Annotated in this window: 18 protein-coding genes; 16 read left to right on the top strand and 2 right to left on the bottom strand. The window is 68.7% G+C overall.

Annotated features, from left to right (window positions below):
* Nucleotides 1–150: 150 nt before the first annotated feature.
* From OG395_RS40040 to OG395_RS40050, 3 genes are all read left to right on the top strand, one after another.
* Complete coding sequence (locus OG395_RS40040; protein WP_327249609.1) at nucleotides 151–1,398, top strand: site-2 protease family protein; 1,248 nt, start codon at nucleotides 151–153, stop codon at nucleotides 1,396–1,398.
* An 87-nt stretch (nucleotides 1,399–1,485) separates the two neighbouring features.
* The gene (locus tag OG395_RS40045; RefSeq protein WP_037700492.1) at nucleotides 1,486–2,394 is read left to right on the top strand and encodes a tRNA (adenine-N1)-methyltransferase; all 909 of its coding nucleotides are present in this window, start codon (nucleotides 1,486–1,488) and stop codon (nucleotides 2,392–2,394) included.
* Between the two features lie 245 nt (nucleotides 2,395–2,639).
* Nucleotides 2,640–3,221, top strand: a complete 582-nt coding sequence (locus OG395_RS40050) for a hypothetical protein (protein WP_327249610.1) — start codon at nucleotides 2,640–2,642, stop codon at nucleotides 3,219–3,221.
* A 38-nt stretch (nucleotides 3,222–3,259) separates the two neighbouring features.
* Here OG395_RS40050 and OG395_RS40055 read toward each other — a convergent pair whose 3' ends face one another.
* Nucleotides 3,260–3,571: a ferredoxin gene (locus tag OG395_RS40055; RefSeq protein WP_327247296.1), complete on the bottom strand. Its 312-nt coding sequence runs from the start codon at nucleotides 3,569–3,571 to the stop codon at nucleotides 3,260–3,262.
* A 241-nt stretch (nucleotides 3,572–3,812) separates the two neighbouring features.
* On the opposite strand from OG395_RS40055, the gene arc reads away from it, so the two are divergent.
* From arc to prcA, 6 genes are all read left to right on the top strand, one after another.
* Nucleotides 3,813–5,579, top strand: coding sequence for a proteasome ATPase (arc, locus tag OG395_RS40060; protein WP_327247297.1), 1,767 nt, complete (start codon nucleotides 3,813–3,815; stop codon nucleotides 5,577–5,579).
* Between the two features lie 236 nt (nucleotides 5,580–5,815).
* The gene (gene dop / locus OG395_RS40065) at nucleotides 5,816–7,327 is read left to right on the top strand and encodes a depupylase/deamidase Dop (protein WP_327247298.1); all 1,512 of its coding nucleotides are present in this window, start codon (nucleotides 5,816–5,818) and stop codon (nucleotides 7,325–7,327) included.
* A 119-nt stretch (nucleotides 7,328–7,446) separates the two neighbouring features.
* Nucleotides 7,447–7,665: a ubiquitin-like protein Pup gene (locus OG395_RS40070; protein ID WP_016325855.1), complete on the top strand. Its 219-nt coding sequence runs from the start codon at nucleotides 7,447–7,449 to the stop codon at nucleotides 7,663–7,665.
* Between the two features lie 166 nt (nucleotides 7,666–7,831).
* Nucleotides 7,832–7,936, top strand: coding sequence for a hypothetical protein (locus OG395_RS58525; protein ID WP_376344573.1), 105 nt, complete (start codon nucleotides 7,832–7,834; stop codon nucleotides 7,934–7,936).
* Nucleotides 7,888–8,733 carry a proteasome subunit beta gene (gene prcB / locus OG395_RS40080; protein WP_327247299.1) on the top strand — a complete coding sequence of 282 codons (846 nt, stop codon included), beginning with the start codon at nucleotides 7,888–7,890 and terminating at the stop codon, nucleotides 8,731–8,733. The genes OG395_RS58525 and prcB overlap by 49 nt, the downstream gene beginning before the upstream one ends.
* A gap of 58 nt (nucleotides 8,734–8,791) precedes the next feature.
* Entirely contained in the window at nucleotides 8,792–9,628 is an 837-nt protein-coding gene (prcA, locus tag OG395_RS40085) for a proteasome subunit alpha (RefSeq protein WP_327247300.1), read from the top strand.
* Between the two features lie 55 nt (nucleotides 9,629–9,683).
* On the opposite strand, the gene OG395_RS40090 is transcribed toward prcA, so the two are convergent.
* Nucleotides 9,684–10,712 carry a LacI family DNA-binding transcriptional regulator gene (locus OG395_RS40090; RefSeq protein ID WP_327247301.1) on the bottom strand — a complete coding sequence of 343 codons (1,029 nt, stop codon included), beginning with the start codon at nucleotides 10,710–10,712 and terminating at the stop codon, nucleotides 9,684–9,686.
* 142 nt (nucleotides 10,713–10,854) lie between these two features.
* Here OG395_RS40090 and OG395_RS40095 point away from each other — a divergent pair, with 142 nt between their 5' ends.
* The 7 genes from OG395_RS40095 (at nucleotide 10,855) to OG395_RS40125 (ending at nucleotide 17,392) form a co-directional block, all read left to right on the top strand.
* Nucleotides 10,855–12,114: an MFS transporter gene (locus OG395_RS40095; protein WP_327247302.1), complete on the top strand. Its 1,260-nt coding sequence runs from the start codon at nucleotides 10,855–10,857 to the stop codon at nucleotides 12,112–12,114.
* 9 nt (nucleotides 12,115–12,123) lie between these two features.
* Nucleotides 12,124–13,485 (top strand): Pup--protein ligase, encoded by a 1,362-nt coding sequence (gene pafA, locus OG395_RS40100; RefSeq protein WP_266987634.1) that lies wholly within the window; start codon nucleotides 12,124–12,126, stop codon nucleotides 13,483–13,485.
* A 125-nt stretch (nucleotides 13,486–13,610) separates the two neighbouring features.
* Entirely contained in the window at nucleotides 13,611–14,558 is a 948-nt protein-coding gene (locus OG395_RS40105) for an FKBP-type peptidyl-prolyl cis-trans isomerase (RefSeq protein ID WP_327247303.1), read from the top strand.
* A gap of 43 nt (nucleotides 14,559–14,601) precedes the next feature.
* Nucleotides 14,602–14,973, top strand: coding sequence for an FKBP-type peptidyl-prolyl cis-trans isomerase (locus OG395_RS40110; RefSeq protein ID WP_266987638.1), 372 nt, complete (start codon nucleotides 14,602–14,604; stop codon nucleotides 14,971–14,973).
* A 196-nt stretch (nucleotides 14,974–15,169) separates the two neighbouring features.
* Nucleotides 15,170–16,123 (top strand): helix-turn-helix transcriptional regulator, encoded by a 954-nt coding sequence (locus OG395_RS40115; protein WP_266987640.1) that lies wholly within the window; start codon nucleotides 15,170–15,172, stop codon nucleotides 16,121–16,123.
* A gap of 15 nt (nucleotides 16,124–16,138) precedes the next feature.
* Nucleotides 16,139–17,095, top strand: coding sequence for a helix-turn-helix transcriptional regulator (locus OG395_RS40120; protein ID WP_327247304.1), 957 nt, complete (start codon nucleotides 16,139–16,141; stop codon nucleotides 17,093–17,095).
* Between the two features lie 18 nt (nucleotides 17,096–17,113).
* Nucleotides 17,114–17,392: a hypothetical protein gene (locus OG395_RS40125; protein ID WP_442818644.1), complete on the top strand. Its 279-nt coding sequence runs from the start codon at nucleotides 17,114–17,116 to the stop codon at nucleotides 17,390–17,392.
* Nucleotides 17,393–17,439 lie beyond the last annotated feature (47 nt).

The raw sequence follows: 17,439 nt of genomic DNA on the forward strand, positions 1-17,439 counted from the left end.
CACGGAAGTCATGACGAAGACCCTACGACCCGCCACTGACACTCGTGGCGTCCCCCGCGATAGGGCGGGAGGCCATGGGCGACATACCATCGACGACAGACCCTCGCACACTGCATGATCGTGCCGAACGGCACCGACCGAAGGGACCCCGTGGACGAGAGCGGCGACAGCGGGCAGCCGCAGCCCGGCGCCGGCGGAACGGACCCCGCCGCGCCCGAGAACGGCAAACCGCGGCGCCCCCGGGAGCCGGGCGGCGGGCTCCTGATGGGCCGCCCCTTCGGCGTGCCGGTATACGTCGCGCCCAGCTGGTTCCTCGTCGCGGCGCTCATCACCTGGGTCTTCGGCGGCCAGCTCGACCGGGTCCTGCCCGAACTCGGCGCGGTCCGCTATCTGGTCTCCCTCTTCTTCGCGATCGCCTTCTACGCCTCCGTGCTCGTCCACGAACTCGCGCACACGGTCGCCGCGCTCCGCTACAAGCTCCCCGTGCGCCGCATCCAGCTGCAGTTCTTCGGCGGCGTCTCCGAGATCGAGAAGGAGTCCGAGACCCCCGGCCGCGAATTCGTTCTCGCCTTTGTCGGTCCCCTGCTCTCCCTGGTGCTCGCCGGCGTCTTCTACGTCGCCATGAAGTTCGTCGAACCCGGCACCGTCCCCGGCGTCCTGCTCGCCGGACTGATGATCTCCAACCTCATCGTCGCCGCCTTCAACCTGCTGCCCGGCCTCCCGCTCGACGGCGGCCGCATGCTCCGTGCCGTCGTCTGGAAGATCACCGGCCGCGCCATGAGCGGCACCGTCGCCGCCGCCTGGGTCGGGCGCGCTCTCGCCGTCACCGTCCTGATCGGCCTCCCGCTCCTCACCCACACCGGCGGGCTCGGGAACAACCCCGACGACGTCAGCGGCATGGACACCGTCACCGACGCCCTGCTCGCCGCGATCCTCGCCGCCATCATCTGGACCGGGGCGGGCAACAGCCTCCGCATGGCCCGCCTGCGCGAACACCTCCCCGAGCTGCGCGCCCGCACCCTCACCCGCCGCGCCGTCCCGGTGGAAGCCGCCACCCCCCTCTCCGAAGCGCTCCGCCGCGCCAACGAGGCAGGCGCCCGCGCCCTCGTCGTCGTCGACGGACACGGCGACCCCAAGGCCGTCGTCCGCGAGGCCGCCATCGTCTCCGTCCCCGAACACCGCCGCCCCTGGGTCGCCGTCAGCGCCCTCGCCCAGGACCTGACCGTCGGAATGATGATCTCCGCCGAACTCACCGGCGAAGAACTCCTCGACACCCTGAAGGCCAGCCCCGCCACCGAATACCTGGTTCTCGAAGAGACCGGCGAGATCTACGGAGTCCTCTCCACCGCCGACGTCGAACGCGCCTTCGTCGCCGCCATGGCCCGCCCCGCCGCCTGAGAGCCTGTCCGGCCGGCCGGTCGGGCCGGTCGGACAGGCTCTCCGGCGCGCGGTCGGAGCCCCGGGAAACACCGGTACGCTGGTCACATGTCTGAACCGACCGGTGCCGCCCGCCGACGCGGGCCCTTCAAGGTCGGGGACCAGGTCCAGCTCACCGACCCCAAGGGACGCCACTACACCTTCACGCTCGAAGCCGGAAAGAACTTCCACACCCACAAGGGTTCTTTCCCGCACGACGAGCTGATCGGTGCTCCCGAGGGCAGTGTGGTCCGAACCACGGGAAACGTCGCCTACCTCGCGCTGCGCCCCCTGCTCCCCGACTACGTCCTGTCCATGCCCCGCGGCGCCGCCGTGGTCTACCCCAAGGACGCGGGGCAGATCCTGGCGTTCGCCGACATCTTCCCCGGCGCCCGCGTCGTGGAAGCCGGCGTCGGCTCCGGCTCGCTCTCCACGTTCCTGCTCCGCGCCATCGGCGACCAGGGCATGCTGCACTCGTACGAGCGCCGCGAGGACTTCGCGGAGATCGCCCAGCAGAACGTCGAGCGCTACTTCGGCGAGCCGCACCCCGCGTGGCAGCTCACCGTCGGCGACCTCCAGGACAACCTCTCCGACACCGATGTCGACCGGGTCATCCTCGACATGCTCGCCCCCTGGGAATGTCTGGAGGCCGTCTCCAAGGCGCTCGTCCCCGGCGGCATCCTCTGCGCCTACGTCGCGACCACCACCCAGCTCGCCCGGACCGTCGAGTCCATCCGCGAGATCGGCTGCTTCGCCGAACCGCAGCCCTGGGAATCGATGATCCGCAACTGGCACGTCGAGGGGCTCGCGGTCCGCCCGGACCACCGCATGATCGGCCACACCGGCTTCCTCGTCACCGCGCGCCGTCTGGCCGACGGTGTGGAGGCCCCGCTGCGCCGCCGCCGGCCCGCCAAGGGCGCGTACGGTGAGGACTACGACGGTCCCGGCAGCCAGAGCGGCTCCTCCTCCCGCGGCTGACCCCGCACAACGCACCGGCGCCGCCGCGGAGTTCCCGGACCGACCCGGGAACTCCGCTGCGGCGCCTATTCGTTGCCCGTGCGGAGGCTGCCGCTGCGGGGCTGCGCACGGAATCCGAATCCGGACCGACCCCACCGTTCCACTGCCCTGTGAGGTGTGGCACGATGCTGGCCACCCCCACCCCACGGCTGACGCCCCGCCTTCCCGGCATCGCCGCACCACAGGAACCACAGGAGACATCCCGCGTGCAGACCTCCGAGCTCCCGGACCTCGCGCACACCGACACCAGGCCGATGCAGTGGCTCGTGACCGCGACCGCCATGGCCGCCGTCGTCGCGGCAGCGGGCATGCTCCAGCCCGATGCCGCCACCGCCTCGGCCTCGACCCCGCACCGCACCGCCACACAGCACGGCACCGCGCCCGCGGCCGCCCCCGATCCGGCCCGGGCGACCTTCCCGCTGGACTGCGGGACGGTGGGGAGCACCGTCGCCAAGCAGGTCGCCGGTGACCTCGACGGCGACGACCGGCCGGAAACCGTCGCCGTGGTCCACTGCGCGGCCGGATCCGGCACCCCGCCGAGCGGTGTCTACGTCCTCACTCAGGGAAGCGGGGCCGCACCCCGGGTCGTTGCGACCCTGGTGGACCCCACCCAGAAGATGAGCATCGGCGACTTCACCGTGCGTGACGGAATCATCTCCGCCACGCTCCTCGGCTACTCCTCGCCCGAGACCCCGCGCTGCTGTCCCGACCAGCAGGAAAAGGTGACCTGGCAGTGGCGGAACGGCGCCTTCGTCCGCGCCGTGCAGAGCGAAGCGAACAGCGCCTGACCGGTCACTTCCCATACCCGGCGGCCGGAGCCGACGGATCAGGCTGCGTCGGGGCCGTAGACCTCGACCCTGTCCGAAACGCGACGTACATGAATGCAGTCGCCCGGGCACTCCTTGGCCGAATCGACCACGTCCTGAAGCAGCGGAAGCGGAACGGGTGTCGTCGCCCCCTTGTCCTGCAGCAGCTCGTCGTCGCCGCTCTTCACGTACGCCAGACCGTCGATGTCCAGCTCGAAGACCTCGGGGGCGTACTGCACACAGATCCCGTCTCCCGTGCAGAGGTCCTGGTCGATCCAGACCTCCAGGTCCTGCGTGTCGCTGCCGGTGGGAGCGTCCTGCTGCACGGTCATTTCTCCTGCCGTTCCCTGCGTTTCCGAACCAAAAAAAGCCAGCCCTGACGGGTGTTGACCGGTTCGACGATACAACCGGCCGCTTTCCGATGTTGAACGGTGGGTATTCCCCTGGCGTGAGGGAGAGCGCAAGGGTGAAGATCGGACACGCCCCGCAGTCTTTGTGATCTAGGGGTTTCAATCATCACCCACCCAGGTAGGGTCAGGAAGCGTCCAGCTCCCCTTGGAGGAGGTGAGGACCGTGGCAGCCCACGACGACGACATCAACCGCGGCATCCGGCCCGGGCGGGGGTCCGAAGACCCAGCCGGCCAGGTCGCCTATCTTGAGCAGGAAATCGCCGTCCTGCGACGTAAGCTCGCCGACTCTCCGCGCCATACGAGGATTCTCGAAGAGCGGATCGTCGAGTTGCAGACGAACCTCGCAGGCGTGTCCGCACAGAACGAGCGGCTCGCCAACACCCTGCGCGAGGCCCGCGACCAGATCGTGGCCCTCAAGGAGGAAGTCGACCGGCTCGCACAGCCGCCGGCCGGCTTCGGAGTCTTTCTGCAGGGCAACGAGGACGGCACCTGCGACATCTTCACCGGGGGCCGCAAGCTCCGGGTGAACGTCAGTCCCAGTGTCGAGATCGACGACCTCCGGCGCGGCCAGGAAGTCATGCTCAACGAAGCGCTCAACGTGGTCGAGGCCATGGAATTCGAGCGGGCCGGGGACATCGTCACCCTCAAGGAGATTCTTGAGGACGGCGAGCGCGCCCTGGTCATCGGGCACACCGACGAGGAACGAGTGGTACGGCTCGCCGAACCGCTCCTCGACATCAACATCCGGCCCGGCGACGCGCTCCTGCTCGAACCCAGGTCCGGTTACGTCTACGAAGTGGTCCCGAAGAGCGAGGTCGAGGAGCTCGTCCTCGAAGAGGTTCCGGACATCGACTACGACAAGATCGGCGGCCTGGGCGACCAGATCGAGCTGATCCGGGACGCGGTCGAGCTGCCCTACCTCCACCCCGACCTTTTCAAGGAGCACGAACTGCGGCCGCCGAAGGGCATCCTGCTCTACGGTCCGCCCGGCTGCGGCAAGACACTCATTGCCAAGGCCGTCGCCAACTCCCTCGCCAAAAAGGTCGCGGAAGTCACCGGCCAGCCCGCCGGAAAGAGCTACTTCCTCAACATCAAGGGTCCGGAGCTCCTCAACAAGTATGTCGGTGAGACCGAGCGGCACATCCGTCTCGTCTTCCAGCGGGCCCGCGAAAAGGCCGGCGAGGGTACCCCCGTCATCGTCTTCTTCGACGAGATGGAATCCCTCTTCCGCACCCGCGGATCCGGCGTCAGCTCGGACGTGGAGAACACCATCGTCCCCCAGCTGCTCGCCGAGATCGACGGCGTGGAGGGCCTGGAGAACGTCATCGTGATCGGCGCCTCCAACCGCGAGGACATGATCGATCCCGCGATCCTGCGTCCCGGCCGTCTCGATGTGAAGATCAAGATCGAGCGTCCGGACGCGGAGGCGGCGAAGGACATCTTCGGGAAGTACCTCACGCCTTCGCTGCCGCTGCACGCCGACGATCTCGCCGAGCACACGGGTTCCAAGGAAGCCGCAGCTCACGCCATGATCCAGTCCGTCGTCGAGCGGATGTACACCGAGTCCGAGGAGAACCGCTTCCTCGAAGTCACGTACGCCAACGGCGACAAGGAAGTCCTGTACTTCAAGGACTTCAACTCCGGCGCGATGATCCAGAACATCGTCGACCGGGCCAAGAAGATGGCCATCAAGGCCTTCCTCGACCAGGGCCAGAAGGGCCTTCGCGTCTCCCATCTCCTCCAGGCGTGCGTGGACGAGTTCAAGGAGAACGAGGACCTTCCCAACACCACCAACCCCGACGACTGGGCCAGGATCTCCGGCAAGAAGGGCGAGCGGATCGTCTTCATCCGTACCCTTGTCACCGGAAAGCAGGGCGCAGACACCGGTCGCTCCATCGACACGGTGGCAAACACCGGGCAGTACCTGTAGAACGCAGACAGGCTGCGGATGCCCGGCCGGGCATCCGCAGCCGGTTGCTTTCCGGACAGCTCCCACGACACCGGAGCAATGACGTAATTGATCTCCCCACCAGCGCAGAGGCGCTCTAGGCTCTTCCGTACCGCCCAGTCGCGCAGTGCGGGGACGGGCACCGCACACGCACCGGACAAGCAGCGGTACTTGAGCGCCGATCCCGGAAGGGAACGCCGCCGGGCAAGGAGGGCCGCATGACCGTACGGCGAGTAATGGGCATCGAGACGGAGTACGGCATCTCCGTGCCCGGACACCCCAACGCCAATGCCATGCTCACCTCGTCCCAGATCGTCAACGCCTACGCGGCGGCGATGCACCGGGCGCGACGCGCCCGCTGGGACTTCGAGGAGGAGAATCCGCTGCGCGACGCGCGAGGCTTCGACCTCGCCCGCGAAACCGCCGACTCCAGCCAGCTCACCGACGAGGACATCGGCCTCGCCAATGTCATCCTCACCAACGGTGCCCGGCTCTACGTCGACCATGCACACCCCGAGTACAGCTCGCCGGAGATCACCAACCCGCGGGACGCCGTCCTGTGGGACAAGGCCGGCGAACGCGTCATGGCCGAGGCCGCCGAGCGCGCGGCCCAGCTCCCCGGCGCCCAGCCGATCCACCTCTACAAGAACAACACCGACAACAAGGGCGCCTCGTACGGCACGCACGAGAACTACCTGATGAAGCGGGAGACCCCCTTCTCCGACATCGTGCGCCACCTGACCCCGTTCTTCGTCTCCCGCCAGGTCGTCACCGGCGCGGGCCGCGTGGGAATCGGCCAGGACGGCCACGAGCACGGCTTCCAGATCAGCCAGCGGGCGGACTACTTCGAGGTCGAGGTCGGACTCGAAACGACCCTCAAGCGCCCCATCATCAACACCCGCGACGAACCCCACGCCGACGCCGAGAAGTACCGCCGTCTCCATGTGATCATCGGTGACGCGAATCTGTCGGAGATCTCCACCTATCTGAAGCTCGGCACCACGGCGCTCGTCCTGTCCATGATCGAGGACGGCTTCATCAATGTCGATCTGGCCGTCGATCAGCCGGTGCGCACCCTGCACCAGGTCTCCCACGACCCGACCCTGCAGCATCTGATCACGCTCCGCAGCGGCCGGACACTCACCGCGGTGCAGCTCCAGATGGAGTACTTCGAGCTGGGCCGCAAATACGTCGAGGAACGGTACGGGGCGGACGCCGACGAGCAGACCAAGGACATCCTGATCCGCTGGGAGGACACCCTCAACCGGCTGGAGAACGATCCGATGAGCCTGTCGGGCGAGCTCGACTGGATCGCCAAGCGGGAGCTCATGGAGGGTTACCGGCGCCGCGACGGCCTGGACTGGGACGCGGCCCGGCTGCACCTGGTGGACCTCCAGTACGCGGATGTGAGGCCCGAGAAGGGCCTCTACAACCGTCTCGCGGCCCGCGGGAAGATGAAACGCCTCCTGGACGAGCGCGAGGTCGAGGAGGCCCGTACGAAGCCCCCTGAGGACACCAGGGCGTACTTCCGCGGCCGCTGCCTGGAGCAGTACGCGGACGATGTCGCCGCGGCCTCCTGGGACTCGGTGATCTTCGACCTGCCCGGTCATGACTCTCTGCAGCGGGTCCCCACCCTGGAACCGCTCCGGGGGACACGTAACCACGTCAAGGAGCTCCTGGACCGCTGTCGCACGGCGGAAGAGCTGGTCCGGGTGCTCTCGGGCGGCTGAAATGGCCGCGATCCGGGAATCATCGAGATGACCCCGGGCGTATGGACAAGTACCGGGCCGATGTCGGACCCCGTAGGTAGGGTCTGATCAAGTGCTTCGAACCGAGCGGGGTGAGCTATATGGCGACCAAGGACACCGGCGGCGGACAGCAGAAGGCGACACGCTCCACCGAGGAGGTCGAGGAGCAGGCGCAGGACGCGCAGGCCTCCGAAGACCTCAAGGAGCGGCAGGAGAAGCTGAGCGACGACGTCGACTCGGTGCTGGACGAGATCGATGACGTCCTCGAAGAGAATGCAGAGGACTTCGTCCGTTCATTCGTTCAGAAGGGTGGACAGTAGTTCACCGATGTGAACGACCGGGGAATGGTGCGGCGCGCGCGGTACGGGAGAAGGCCATCCCGTGCCGCGCGGGCACAGCTGCCTCCGCCGTGCATGTGGATCACCGCCACGGGGCGGGTAGGGTCCGTGGCGTAACCGCATCAACTGCAATTCGGCCATCGGCAAGTTGGGGGATGATCCTGACACCTTGCGCAGGGCCATCGCATACCTGGAGGGAAACGCGTGGAAGCCAACACTCGTAGCACCGGGCGTCTACCAGCTGCCTTCCTGACGCCGGGATCCTCTTCGTTCATGGACTTCCTGTCCGACCACTCTCCCGAGATGCTCCCGGGCAACCGGCAGCTGCCGCCCCTGCAGGGGGCGATCGAGGCGCCGCACGGGACGACCATCGTCGCCGCGACGTTCGCCGGTGGTGTGGTGCTCGCCGGCGACCGGCGGGCGACCATGGGCAACATGATCGCGCAGCGCGACATCGAGAAGGTCTTCCCGGCCGACGAGTACTCGGCGGTGGGCATCGCCGGTACGGCCGGCCTCGCCGTGGAGATGGTCAAGCTCTTCCAACTGGAACTCGAGCACTTCGAGAAGGTCGAGGGGGCCCAGCTCTCCCTGGAGGGCAAGGCGAACCGGCTCTCCACGATGATCCGCAGCAATCTGGCCATGGCCATGCAGGGCCTCGCCGTGGTTCCGCTCTTCGCCGGCTTCGATGTCGACCGCGAGAAGGGCCGCATCTTCTCGTACGACGTCACCGGTGGCCGCTCCGAGGAGCAGGGCTACGCGTCCACCGGCTCCGGATCGATCTTCGCCCGCGGGTCGATGAAGAAGCTCTACCGCGAGGACCTGACGGAGCAGGAGGCGCTCACCCTGGTCGTGCAGGCGCTGTACGACGCAGCGGACGACGACTCGGCGACCGGCGGTCCCGATGTGGCCCGGCGGATCTATCCGATCGTCACCGTCATCACCGACGAGGGCTTCCGGAGGCTCGCCGATGCGGAATCCTCCGACATCGCGCGGTCGGTCCTGGAGCGCCGGATGGAACAGCCCGACGGCCCGCGCGCCGCGCTGCTCTGATCCGGATCCCGGGGCTTCTTCGATGCACTCGTCACTGACAGAAAGGGACGGATAGCCGGTGTCGACGCCGTTCTATGTCTCACCTCAGCAGGCCATGGCCGACCGGGCGGAATACGCCCGGAAGGGCATTGCCCGTGGTCGCAGCCTGGTTGTGCTGCAGTACGCCGACGGCATTGTGTTCGTCGGCGAGAACCCGTCCCGTGCGCTGCACAAGTTCAGCGAGATCTATGACCGGATCGGTTTCGCCGCCGCCGGTAAGTACAACGAGTACGAGAATCTGCGCATCGGCGGCGTCCGTTACGCCGATCTCCGCGGATATACCTACGACCGCGATGATGTGACGGCCCGTGGGCTGGCCAACGTCTATGCGCAGACCCTGGGCACCATTTTCTCCAGTGCGGCGGAGAAGCCGTACGAGGTGGAGCTGGTGGTCGCCGAGGTGGGCGCCGAGCCCGAGGGTGATCAGATCTACCGGCTGCCGCACGACGGCTCGATCGTGGACGAGCACGGCTCGGTCGCGGTGGGCGGCAATGCGGAACAGATCAGCACGTTCCTGGACCAGCGCCACCGGGACGGAATGACGCTGGCGGAGGCGCTCAAGCTGGCTGTGCAGGCACTGTCCCGTGATCCCAACGGGAGCGAGCGGGAGATTCCCGCGGAGCGGCTCGAGGTGGCGGTCCTGGACCGTACGCGGCCTCAGCAGCGGAAGTTCAAGCGGATCGTCGGGCGGCAGCTGGCGCGGCTGCTGGAGGCCGACGGCGGGGCCACGCCGACGGATGCCCCGTCGGACCTGGAGGACGGCGAGGGGGGCGAGGCTCCCACCGATGTCACGAAGTCGTCGGGGGCTGCCGAGTCCGCGGAGCCGCCGGCATCCCCGGAGTCGTCCGAGGAGTAGTCCTGCCGGATGTCGTCGTGCCCCGGTCCACCGTTCGCGGCGGGCCGGGGCATCGTCATGAACGGGGCGGGGGCCCGGAGGAGCCGCGGACGACCAGGTGCACCGGCAGGCTGCCGGGTTCGGCCGGACAGCCGTCGAGCACGGACAGGAGGGCGGTCATGCCGCGCTCGCCGACCTGCTCGGCGGGGAGCTGAACGGTGGTGAGTTCGGGTTCGACGGCGGTCGCCAGAGCCAGGTCGTCGAAGCCGGTGACGGAGAGGTCGTCGGGGACCCGCAGGCCGAGTCGACGGGCGGCCTTGCAGGCGCCCGCGGCGAGGATGTCGTCGTCGCAGATGATCGCGGTCGGCCGGGGGCCGGGGGCGGCCAGAGCGTGTTCCGTGGCTTCCCGGCCGGCCCGTACGTCGAGCGCCGCCGGAACGGTCCGTACGGAGGCGCCGGGCACGGCCCGCAAGGTGTCGTGGACGGCCCCGGCGCGAACGGCGAAGGTCCAGGAGTCGATGGCCGACGCCAGGTGCAGGAAGCGGCGGTGGCCGAGAGTGAGCAGATGGTCCGTCACCTGTCGCATGCCGTCGGCGATGTCGAGGTTGACCCGGGCCGCGACGCCGGTGTCCGCGGGGTCGCTGTCCAGCATGACCAGAGGCAGGTCGGCGCCGCGCAGGGCGTCGAGGGCATCGGCGGCCATGGACGAGGCGATGACCCCGTCGAGGGCGGCGCGGGCGGAGGCGAAGGGGTCCCTGGCCGGACCCGTGCCGTCGGGGGAGGGGTAGAGGACGACCCCGAAGTCGTGTTCGGCGGCGACGGCGGCGGCGCCGGTGTAGACACGCGCGAAGAATTCGTTGGTGAGCGCCGGGACCACCAGCAGCGCGGTCCTGGTGCGGCCGAGGCGGAGGCTGCGGGCGGCGAGATTGGGCCGGTAGCCGAGGTCCTGGGTGGCGGCGCGGACCCGCTCGGCGGTCGCCTCGGAGACCCTGCCGCGCCATTTGCCGCCGAGGACGAGCGAGACGGTGGCCTGTGAGACGCCTGCGGCCCGTGCGACGTCGCGGCTGGTGGGCCGGGCCGGGGCGGGCTGGGATGCGCTGGTCACGAGGGACCTCCGGGCTGGGCGGGTGTGGTGCTGGTGCGGGCGGTGAGGTGGACCTGAGGACAGGGCACATGGTACGTATGAAGCTCGACGTTATACGTAAAACCTCAGGTGTCCGGAAGGCCCTCGGGGGAGAGGGGCGGACATGGCCGCGGGATATCTGGACATCCTCCGGGCGCGGCACGCCGCACGGCTGCTGATCGGCACGCTGGTGGGGCGGCTGCCGAGCGGTACCGCCCACATCGCGATCGTCCTGTTCACCCGGGCCGAGGGCGGCAGCTACACCCTCGCGGGGGCACTCGCGGCGGTGTACGGCCTGGCCACGGCGGTCGGGCAGCCCCTGCTGGGCCGGGCGGTGGACCTGTACGGCCAGCCGCGCGTCCAGCTCCCCGCGTCCGTCGTCTCCGCGCTGGGCATGTTCCTGCTGGCTCTGGTGGGCCTCGGATCGCTTCCGCTGGCGTACGGGGCCGTGATCGTGGCAGGGGTGTTCACGCCGCCGCTGGAGGGCGGCCTGCGGGCGCTGTGGCCGACGGTCCTGGGGAGGGAGGACCGGGTGCACCGGGCGTACGCCATGGACGCCGTGGCCCAGGAGGTCATGTTCACCGTGGGCCCGCTGCTGGTGACGGTGCTGGTCTCGCTCTGGTCGCCCGCCGCCGCGCTGCTCGTCATCAACACCATAGGAGTGCTGGGCGCGCTCTCCGTGGTGGTGTCGGAGCCCTCCCGCACCTGGCGCTCGGCGCCCCGCGAGGCGCACTGGCTGGGCGCGCTGCGCTCGCCGGGGCTGCTGGCGCTTCTCGGTTCCTTCTTCTTCGTCGGGCTCGCGCTGGGCTCGATCACGGTGGCGGGCGTCGCGTACGCCGACGACCACGGCCGGGAGGCGGTCTACGGCTGGCTGATGGCCGCGCTCGGCCTCGGCGCGCTGATCGGTGGGGCGGTGTACGGAGCACGTCAGTGGGCCGGGGCGCCGGAACGCCGGCTGCGGGTCATCGTCGCGCTGCTGGCCCTCGGCTATCTGCCGCTGATGCTGACACCCGGTGTGGTGGCGATGACCGCCCTGGCCGCGCTCGCCGGGGTGTTCCTGGCGCCGGCGATCGCGTGCTCGTTCATCGTGGTGGACCGGCATGCTCCGCGGGGCACGGTGACGGAGGCGTTCTCCTGGCTCGTGACGACGTTCGGGGTGGGCGCGGCGGCGGGAACGGCCGTGGCGGGCCCGGCCGTCGAGCTGGGCGGTACGGCGTGGAGCTTCGCCGTCGCGGGGGCCGGTGGAGTGGCCGCACTGATGGTACTGCTGGCGACGGGAAAGGTCCTCGTAGTTCCCGGGCGTACGGACGTTTCCGTGCAGGTATCGGAAAATGATCGAAACGGTGCTGTCCAACCCGGTTTCAGCTCGGGCCATCAGGCGTAATGTTCAGTCATGGACCGCCGCATTTTCGGGCTGGAGAACGAGTACGGCGTCACATGCACGTTCAGGGGACAGCGCCGACTGTCTCCTGACGAAGTGGCGCGCTACCTCTTCCGCCGTGTCGTGTCATGGGGCCGCAGCAGCAATGTCTTTCTGCGGAACGGCGCCCGCCTCTACCTCGACGTGGGATCGCATCCGGAATATGCAACCCCCGAATGCGACAATCTGACCGAGCTGGTCACCCACGACAAGGCCGGCGAGCGCATTCTCGAAGGCCTGCTTGTCGACGCCGAACGCCGCCTGCACGAGGAGGGAATCGCGGGCGACGTCTATCTCTTCAAGAACAACACCGATTCGGCGGGAAACTCCTACGGGTGCCACGAGAACTACCTCGTGGCGCGGCACGGAGAATTCTCCCGGCTCGCGGACATCCTCATTCCCTTCCTCGTCACGAGGCAGCTGCTCTGTGGCGCGGGCAAGGTGCTGCAGACCCCGCGCGGCGCGGTCTACTGCGTCAGCCAGCGTGCCGAGCACATCTGGGAAGGCGTCAGCTCCGCGACGACGCGCTCCCGTCCGATCATCAACACCCGCGACGAGCCGCACGCGGACGCGGAGCGGTACCGCCGCCTCCATGTCATCGTCGGTGACTCCAACATGTCCGAGACGACGATGCTGCTCAAGGTCGGTGCGACGGACCTGGTGCTCCGCATGATCGAAGCGGGCACGGTGATGCGTGATCTGACGCTGGAGAACCCGATCCGGGCGATCCGTGAGGTCAGTCACGACATCACGGGACAGCGCAAGGTGCGCCTCGCCAGCGGCCGCGAGGCGTCCGCCATCGAGGTGCAGCGGGAGTACTACGAGAAGGCCGTGGACTTCGTCGACCGCCGCGGCATCCGCACCGGCACCGTCGAACAGGTCCTGGAGCTGTGGGGCCGTACGCTCGACGCGATCGAGACCGAGGACCTCGACCGGATCGGGACCGAGATCGACTGGGTGATGAAATACAAGCTCATCGAGCGGTACCGGGCCAAGCACAACATGACGATGTCGCATCCGCGGGTCGCCCAGATAGACCTCGCCTACCACGACATCCACCGGCGGCGCGGGCTGTACTACCTGCTGGAGCGCAAGGGGCAGGCCGCCCGCATCTGCAACGACCTGAAGATCTTCGAGGGCAAGTCCGTGCCCCCGCAGACCACCCGGGCGCGGCTGCGCGGTGACTTCATCCGAAGGGCCCAGGAGCAGCGGCGGGACTTCACCGTCGACTGGGTCCACCTCAAGCTCAACGACCAGGCGCAGCGCACGGTGTTGTGCAAGGACCCGTTCCGTTCCGTGGACGATCGAGTGGAGAAGCTGATCGCGGGTATGTGAGCCGGCGCAGGACGCGCCTCGGCTCTTGTGCGACTCGGGCCCCGTACGTCCTCGTACGGGGCCCTGTGCACGCCCTAGAGTGTCGGGGACCCAACCAACTGTGTCGTCTGAGATCTGAGGAACCAGTGCGCCGACTTGCCGGCCTTCTCGTTGTCCCCCTGCTGCTGCTGACAGCGGCGTGCGGCGGCGACGACAAGGGATCCGACTCCGCTTCAGCCTCCGCCTCGAAGAACGCATTCCCCGCGATCACCGCGGGTGCGAAGTTCGGCGAGAAGCCCACCCTGTCCAAGGGAGAGGGCGAGCCTCCCAAGGATCTGAAGACGCGTGTCGTCAGTGAGGGAAAGGGCGCGGCGCTGAAGAACGGCGACGCGATCCAGGTCAACTACCTCGGACAGGCGTGGGACTCCACGAAGCCGTTCGACAACAGTTTCGACCGTAAGCAGCCGTTCGATCTGACCCTCGGTGCCGGCATGGTCATCAAGGGCTGGGACCAGGGGCTCCTCGGGAAGAAGGTCGGCAGCCGCGTCCAGATCGTCATCCCGCCGGACCTCGGTTACGGCGCGCAGGGGCAGGGCGACATCAAGCCGAACGCCACCCTCGTCTTCGTCGTGGACATCCTGAAGGCGACGCACATCCCGGCGTCGGCCAAGGGCACTGCGGTCGCCCAGGACAACGTCGACCTGCCGAAGGTGGGCACCAACACCGACGGCAAGGCTCCGACGGTCAAGATCCCGGAAAAGACCGACCCGCCGACGAAGCTGGTCTCCAATTACATCCTGGAGTCCAAGGGTGAGGTCATCAAGGAGACCGACAGCGTCGTCGTGAACTACGTGGGCCTGCTGTGGAAGGACGGAAAGACGTTCGACAGCACGTACGCCACGGGCAAGACCCAGACCTTCCCGCTGGCCCAGGTGACCCTCAAGGGGCTGAAGAACGGTCTGATCGGCAAGAAGATCGGCAGCCGTGTCCTGCTGGTCATCCCGCCGGACCAGGCCTTCGGCGACAAGGCGCAGCAGTCCATCCCCGCCAACGCCACGCTGGTCTTCGCCGTGGACCTGCTGGCAAAGATGTAAGACTGTCCCGGTTGCCCAGTTATTCATGTGGAGGAGCAGTTCAGTGAGCATCGAGAAGCCCGAGATCGACTTCCCGGGCGGCGAGCCGCCGGCCGACCTGGAGATCAAGGACATCTGGGAGGGCGACGGTGCGGTCGCCAAGGCCGGCGACATGGTCAAGGTCCACTACGTGGGCGTGGCCTTCTCCACCGGCGAGGAGTTCGACGCCTCGTGGAACCGTGGCACCCCGCTGCAGTTCCAGCTCGGCGTCGGTCAGGTCATCTCCGGCTGGGACCAGGGCGTGCAGGGCATGAAGGTCGGCGGCCGTCGCCAGCTGACCATCCCCGCGCACCTCGCGTACGGTGACCGCGGCGCCGGCGGCCGTATCGCCCCCGGCGAGACGCTGATCTTCGTCTGCGACCTGGTCGCCGTCTGATCCGTCCCGCGGACACATCACGAGGGCCCGTGCCGGACTGCACGGGCCCTCGTTCCGTGGAGCGTGGGCCCGAGGAGGGTGCTGAAGATCTTGGCCGCTCTCGCGCGCCGAGATCTTCAGCACCCTCCTCGCTTTTGTCCGGACACTCCGGAGCGGTACGGTCGAGGGTCGTAGAGCATGTAGAGAAAGGGCGCCGATGGCGATTGCCAAGGCCGAGCGGCTGATGAACCTGGCGCTGTGCCTGCTGGGGACCCGGCGCCCGCTCAGCAAGCGCGAGCTGCGCGGTTCCATCGAGGCCTATCTGGAAGCGGGCTCCGACGAAGCCTTCAACCGTATGTTCGAGCGGGACAAGGACGATCTGCGCGAGCTCGGTCTGGTCATCGAGACCGTGGAGAACCTGGACGGCGACATCGGCTATCTGGCTCGCCGGGACAGCAACCGGCTGCCGCCGATCACGCTGGACGCCGAGGAGGCCGCGGCGCTGGGGCTGGCGGCAAAGGTGTGGCAGCAGGCCCGGCTCGCGGGCGCGGCCAGTGGTGCGTTGCAGAAGCTGCGGGCCGCCGGGATGCCGGAGGCCGAGGACGCGTACGAGGTGCACAGTGCCCTCGAACCCCGTATCCCGGTCCATGAGGCAGCGTTCGAGCCGTTGATGCTGGCGTGCCGGGACCGCCGACCGGTCACCTTCGACTACCGCAAGGCCAATGCCGCCCGCCCGGAGCAGCGCCAGGTCGAGCCCTGGACGCTCGAGTGCTGGCGAGGTCACTGGTATCTGGCCGGCTGGGACCGTGACCGTCGTGCCGAGCGGGTGTTCCGCCTGTCCCGGATCACCGGCCGGGTCCGTTCGCGGGCCGGGGCGTTCACCGCCGAGGTGCCCGACGTGGTGACCGTCCGGGAGACCGTCGAGAGCTGGGCGGGGGAGACGGCGACCCGGACCGCGCTGATCCGGCTGCGGTCCGGCTCCGGATACCCGCTGCGCTCGCGGGCGATATCGGTGCGGGAACTCGGCGACGGCTGGGAAGAGTTGGAGATTCCGTACGGACACGGTCTCGACGCCTGGCTCGTCGAATTCGGCCCGGACGTGGTCGTGCAGGAACCCGCGGATCTGCGGGCCGATGTGGTGGACCGGCTGCGCGCCGTGGCCAAGGACTGAGGAGGGACCGTATTCATGGCGACGAACGCGATCGACCAGACGCGCCGGATGCTGTCCCTCGTGACGTATCTGAGGGAGCGCCCCGGCGCGCATGTGCAGGACGTGGCCCGGGCCTTCGGGATCACCGAGGACGAGCTGATCTCGGACCTCGACGTCCTGCCCATGTGCGGGACGAGCTTCCGCGGCGGCGATCTGCTGGACATCGACACCGACGGCGACCGGATCTGGTGGCACAACCCGGACGACGTGGCGGAGCCGCTGCGGCTCGCGGCGGACGAGGCGACGGCCCTGCTGGTCGCGGCGCGCGCCGTGGCGACGCTGCCGGGGCTGCGGGAGAGCGACCGGCAGGCACTGCTGCGGGCCACCGCCAAGCTGGAGACGGCGGCCGGTGAGGTCGGGGCGGCGAGCTCCCGGCTCTCGGTCACCTTCGAGTCCGAGGGTGGCGTCTTCGCCGATGTCGACCGGGCGATCTCGGAGCGGCGCCGGCTCTGGCTGCGGTACTACTCACCCGCGCGCGACGAGCTCACCGAGCGCGAGGTGGACCCGATCCGGCTGTTCGCCGTGGGGCATACGTACATGGAGGCCTGGTGCAGGTCCTCCGAGGACCGACGTACGTTCCGGCTCGACCGGGTCGCCGAGATCCGGCTGCTGGACGAGCCGTCCGCACCGCCGGAGCTGGAACTGCGGGACCTGTCCGAGGGGCTGGTGCAACCGGCGGCCGAGGACCCCGAGGTGGTGATCGAGGTCGGGCCCGGTGGCCGGTGGGTCGCCGAGTACTACCCGCACGACAGCGCGGAGGAACTGGCCGACGGCGGAATGCGGATCACCTTGCGCACGCCCGATCCGGCGTCGCTGCGCAGGCTTGCGCTGCGGCTCGGCGGGGAAGGGCGCATCGTCGCCCCGCCGGAGCTGGCGCAGAGCGCGCAGCAGGCGGCGCGGGCAGCGCTCGCCGCCTACGACGGCCCTGCCTGAGTGGATACCTGAGGGGATATGAGCAATATGTCTGTGATGTCGGGTATCTCAACTGTGGTGGTTCCGGAGTCCGTACGGTTCAAGGCGGCCTGCCCGGACTGCCGCGGGCGCTTCGAGCTCGCGGCGGGTGCCCTGCGCCTCGCCATCGGCTCCAGCCGGCGCACCACGTTCTACTCGTTCACCTGCCCCGAGTGCGGCGCAGCCGTCCGCAAGCCCGCCGGGGAGCGGATAGTGGAACTCCTCACGGGTGGGGGCGTGCGGACGCTGCGCCTCCACACCAGCTTTCAGAACCCCTGACTCACGGACACCCGACTCCTGTGACACCTAGACAACATCGAGGCTCT

Origin of the sequence: Streptomyces sp. NBC_01320 (assembly GCF_035974375.1) — a bacterium.
Classification (GTDB): domain Bacteria; phylum Actinomycetota; class Actinomycetes; order Streptomycetales; family Streptomycetaceae; genus Streptomyces; species Streptomyces yanii.

Coding starts and splice junctions, on each gene's coding strand:
- OG395_RS40045 (WP_037700492.1), top strand. CDS start 1,486: ATGTCTGAACCGACCGGTGCCGCCCGCCGACGCGGGCCCTTCAAGGTC.
- OG395_RS40125 (WP_442818644.1), top strand. CDS start 17,114: ATGAGCAATATGTCTGTGATGTCGGGTATCTCAACTGTGGTGGTTCCG.
- OG395_RS40120 (WP_327247304.1), top strand. CDS start 16,139: ATGGCGACGAACGCGATCGACCAGACGCGCCGGATGCTGTCCCTCGTG.
- OG395_RS40115 (WP_266987640.1), top strand. CDS start 15,170: ATGGCGATTGCCAAGGCCGAGCGGCTGATGAACCTGGCGCTGTGCCTG.
- pafA (WP_266987634.1), top strand. CDS start 12,124: ATGGACCGCCGCATTTTCGGGCTGGAGAACGAGTACGGCGTCACATGC.
- OG395_RS40095 (WP_327247302.1), top strand. CDS start 10,855: ATGGCCGCGGGATATCTGGACATCCTCCGGGCGCGGCACGCCGCACGG.
- dop (WP_327247298.1), top strand. CDS start 5,816: ATGACCGTACGGCGAGTAATGGGCATCGAGACGGAGTACGGCATCTCC.
- OG395_RS40070 (WP_016325855.1), top strand. CDS start 7,447: ATGGCGACCAAGGACACCGGCGGCGGACAGCAGAAGGCGACACGCTCC.
- OG395_RS40055 (WP_327247296.1), bottom strand. CDS start 3,571: ATGACCGTGCAGCAGGACGCTCCCACCGGCAGCGACACGCAGGACCTG.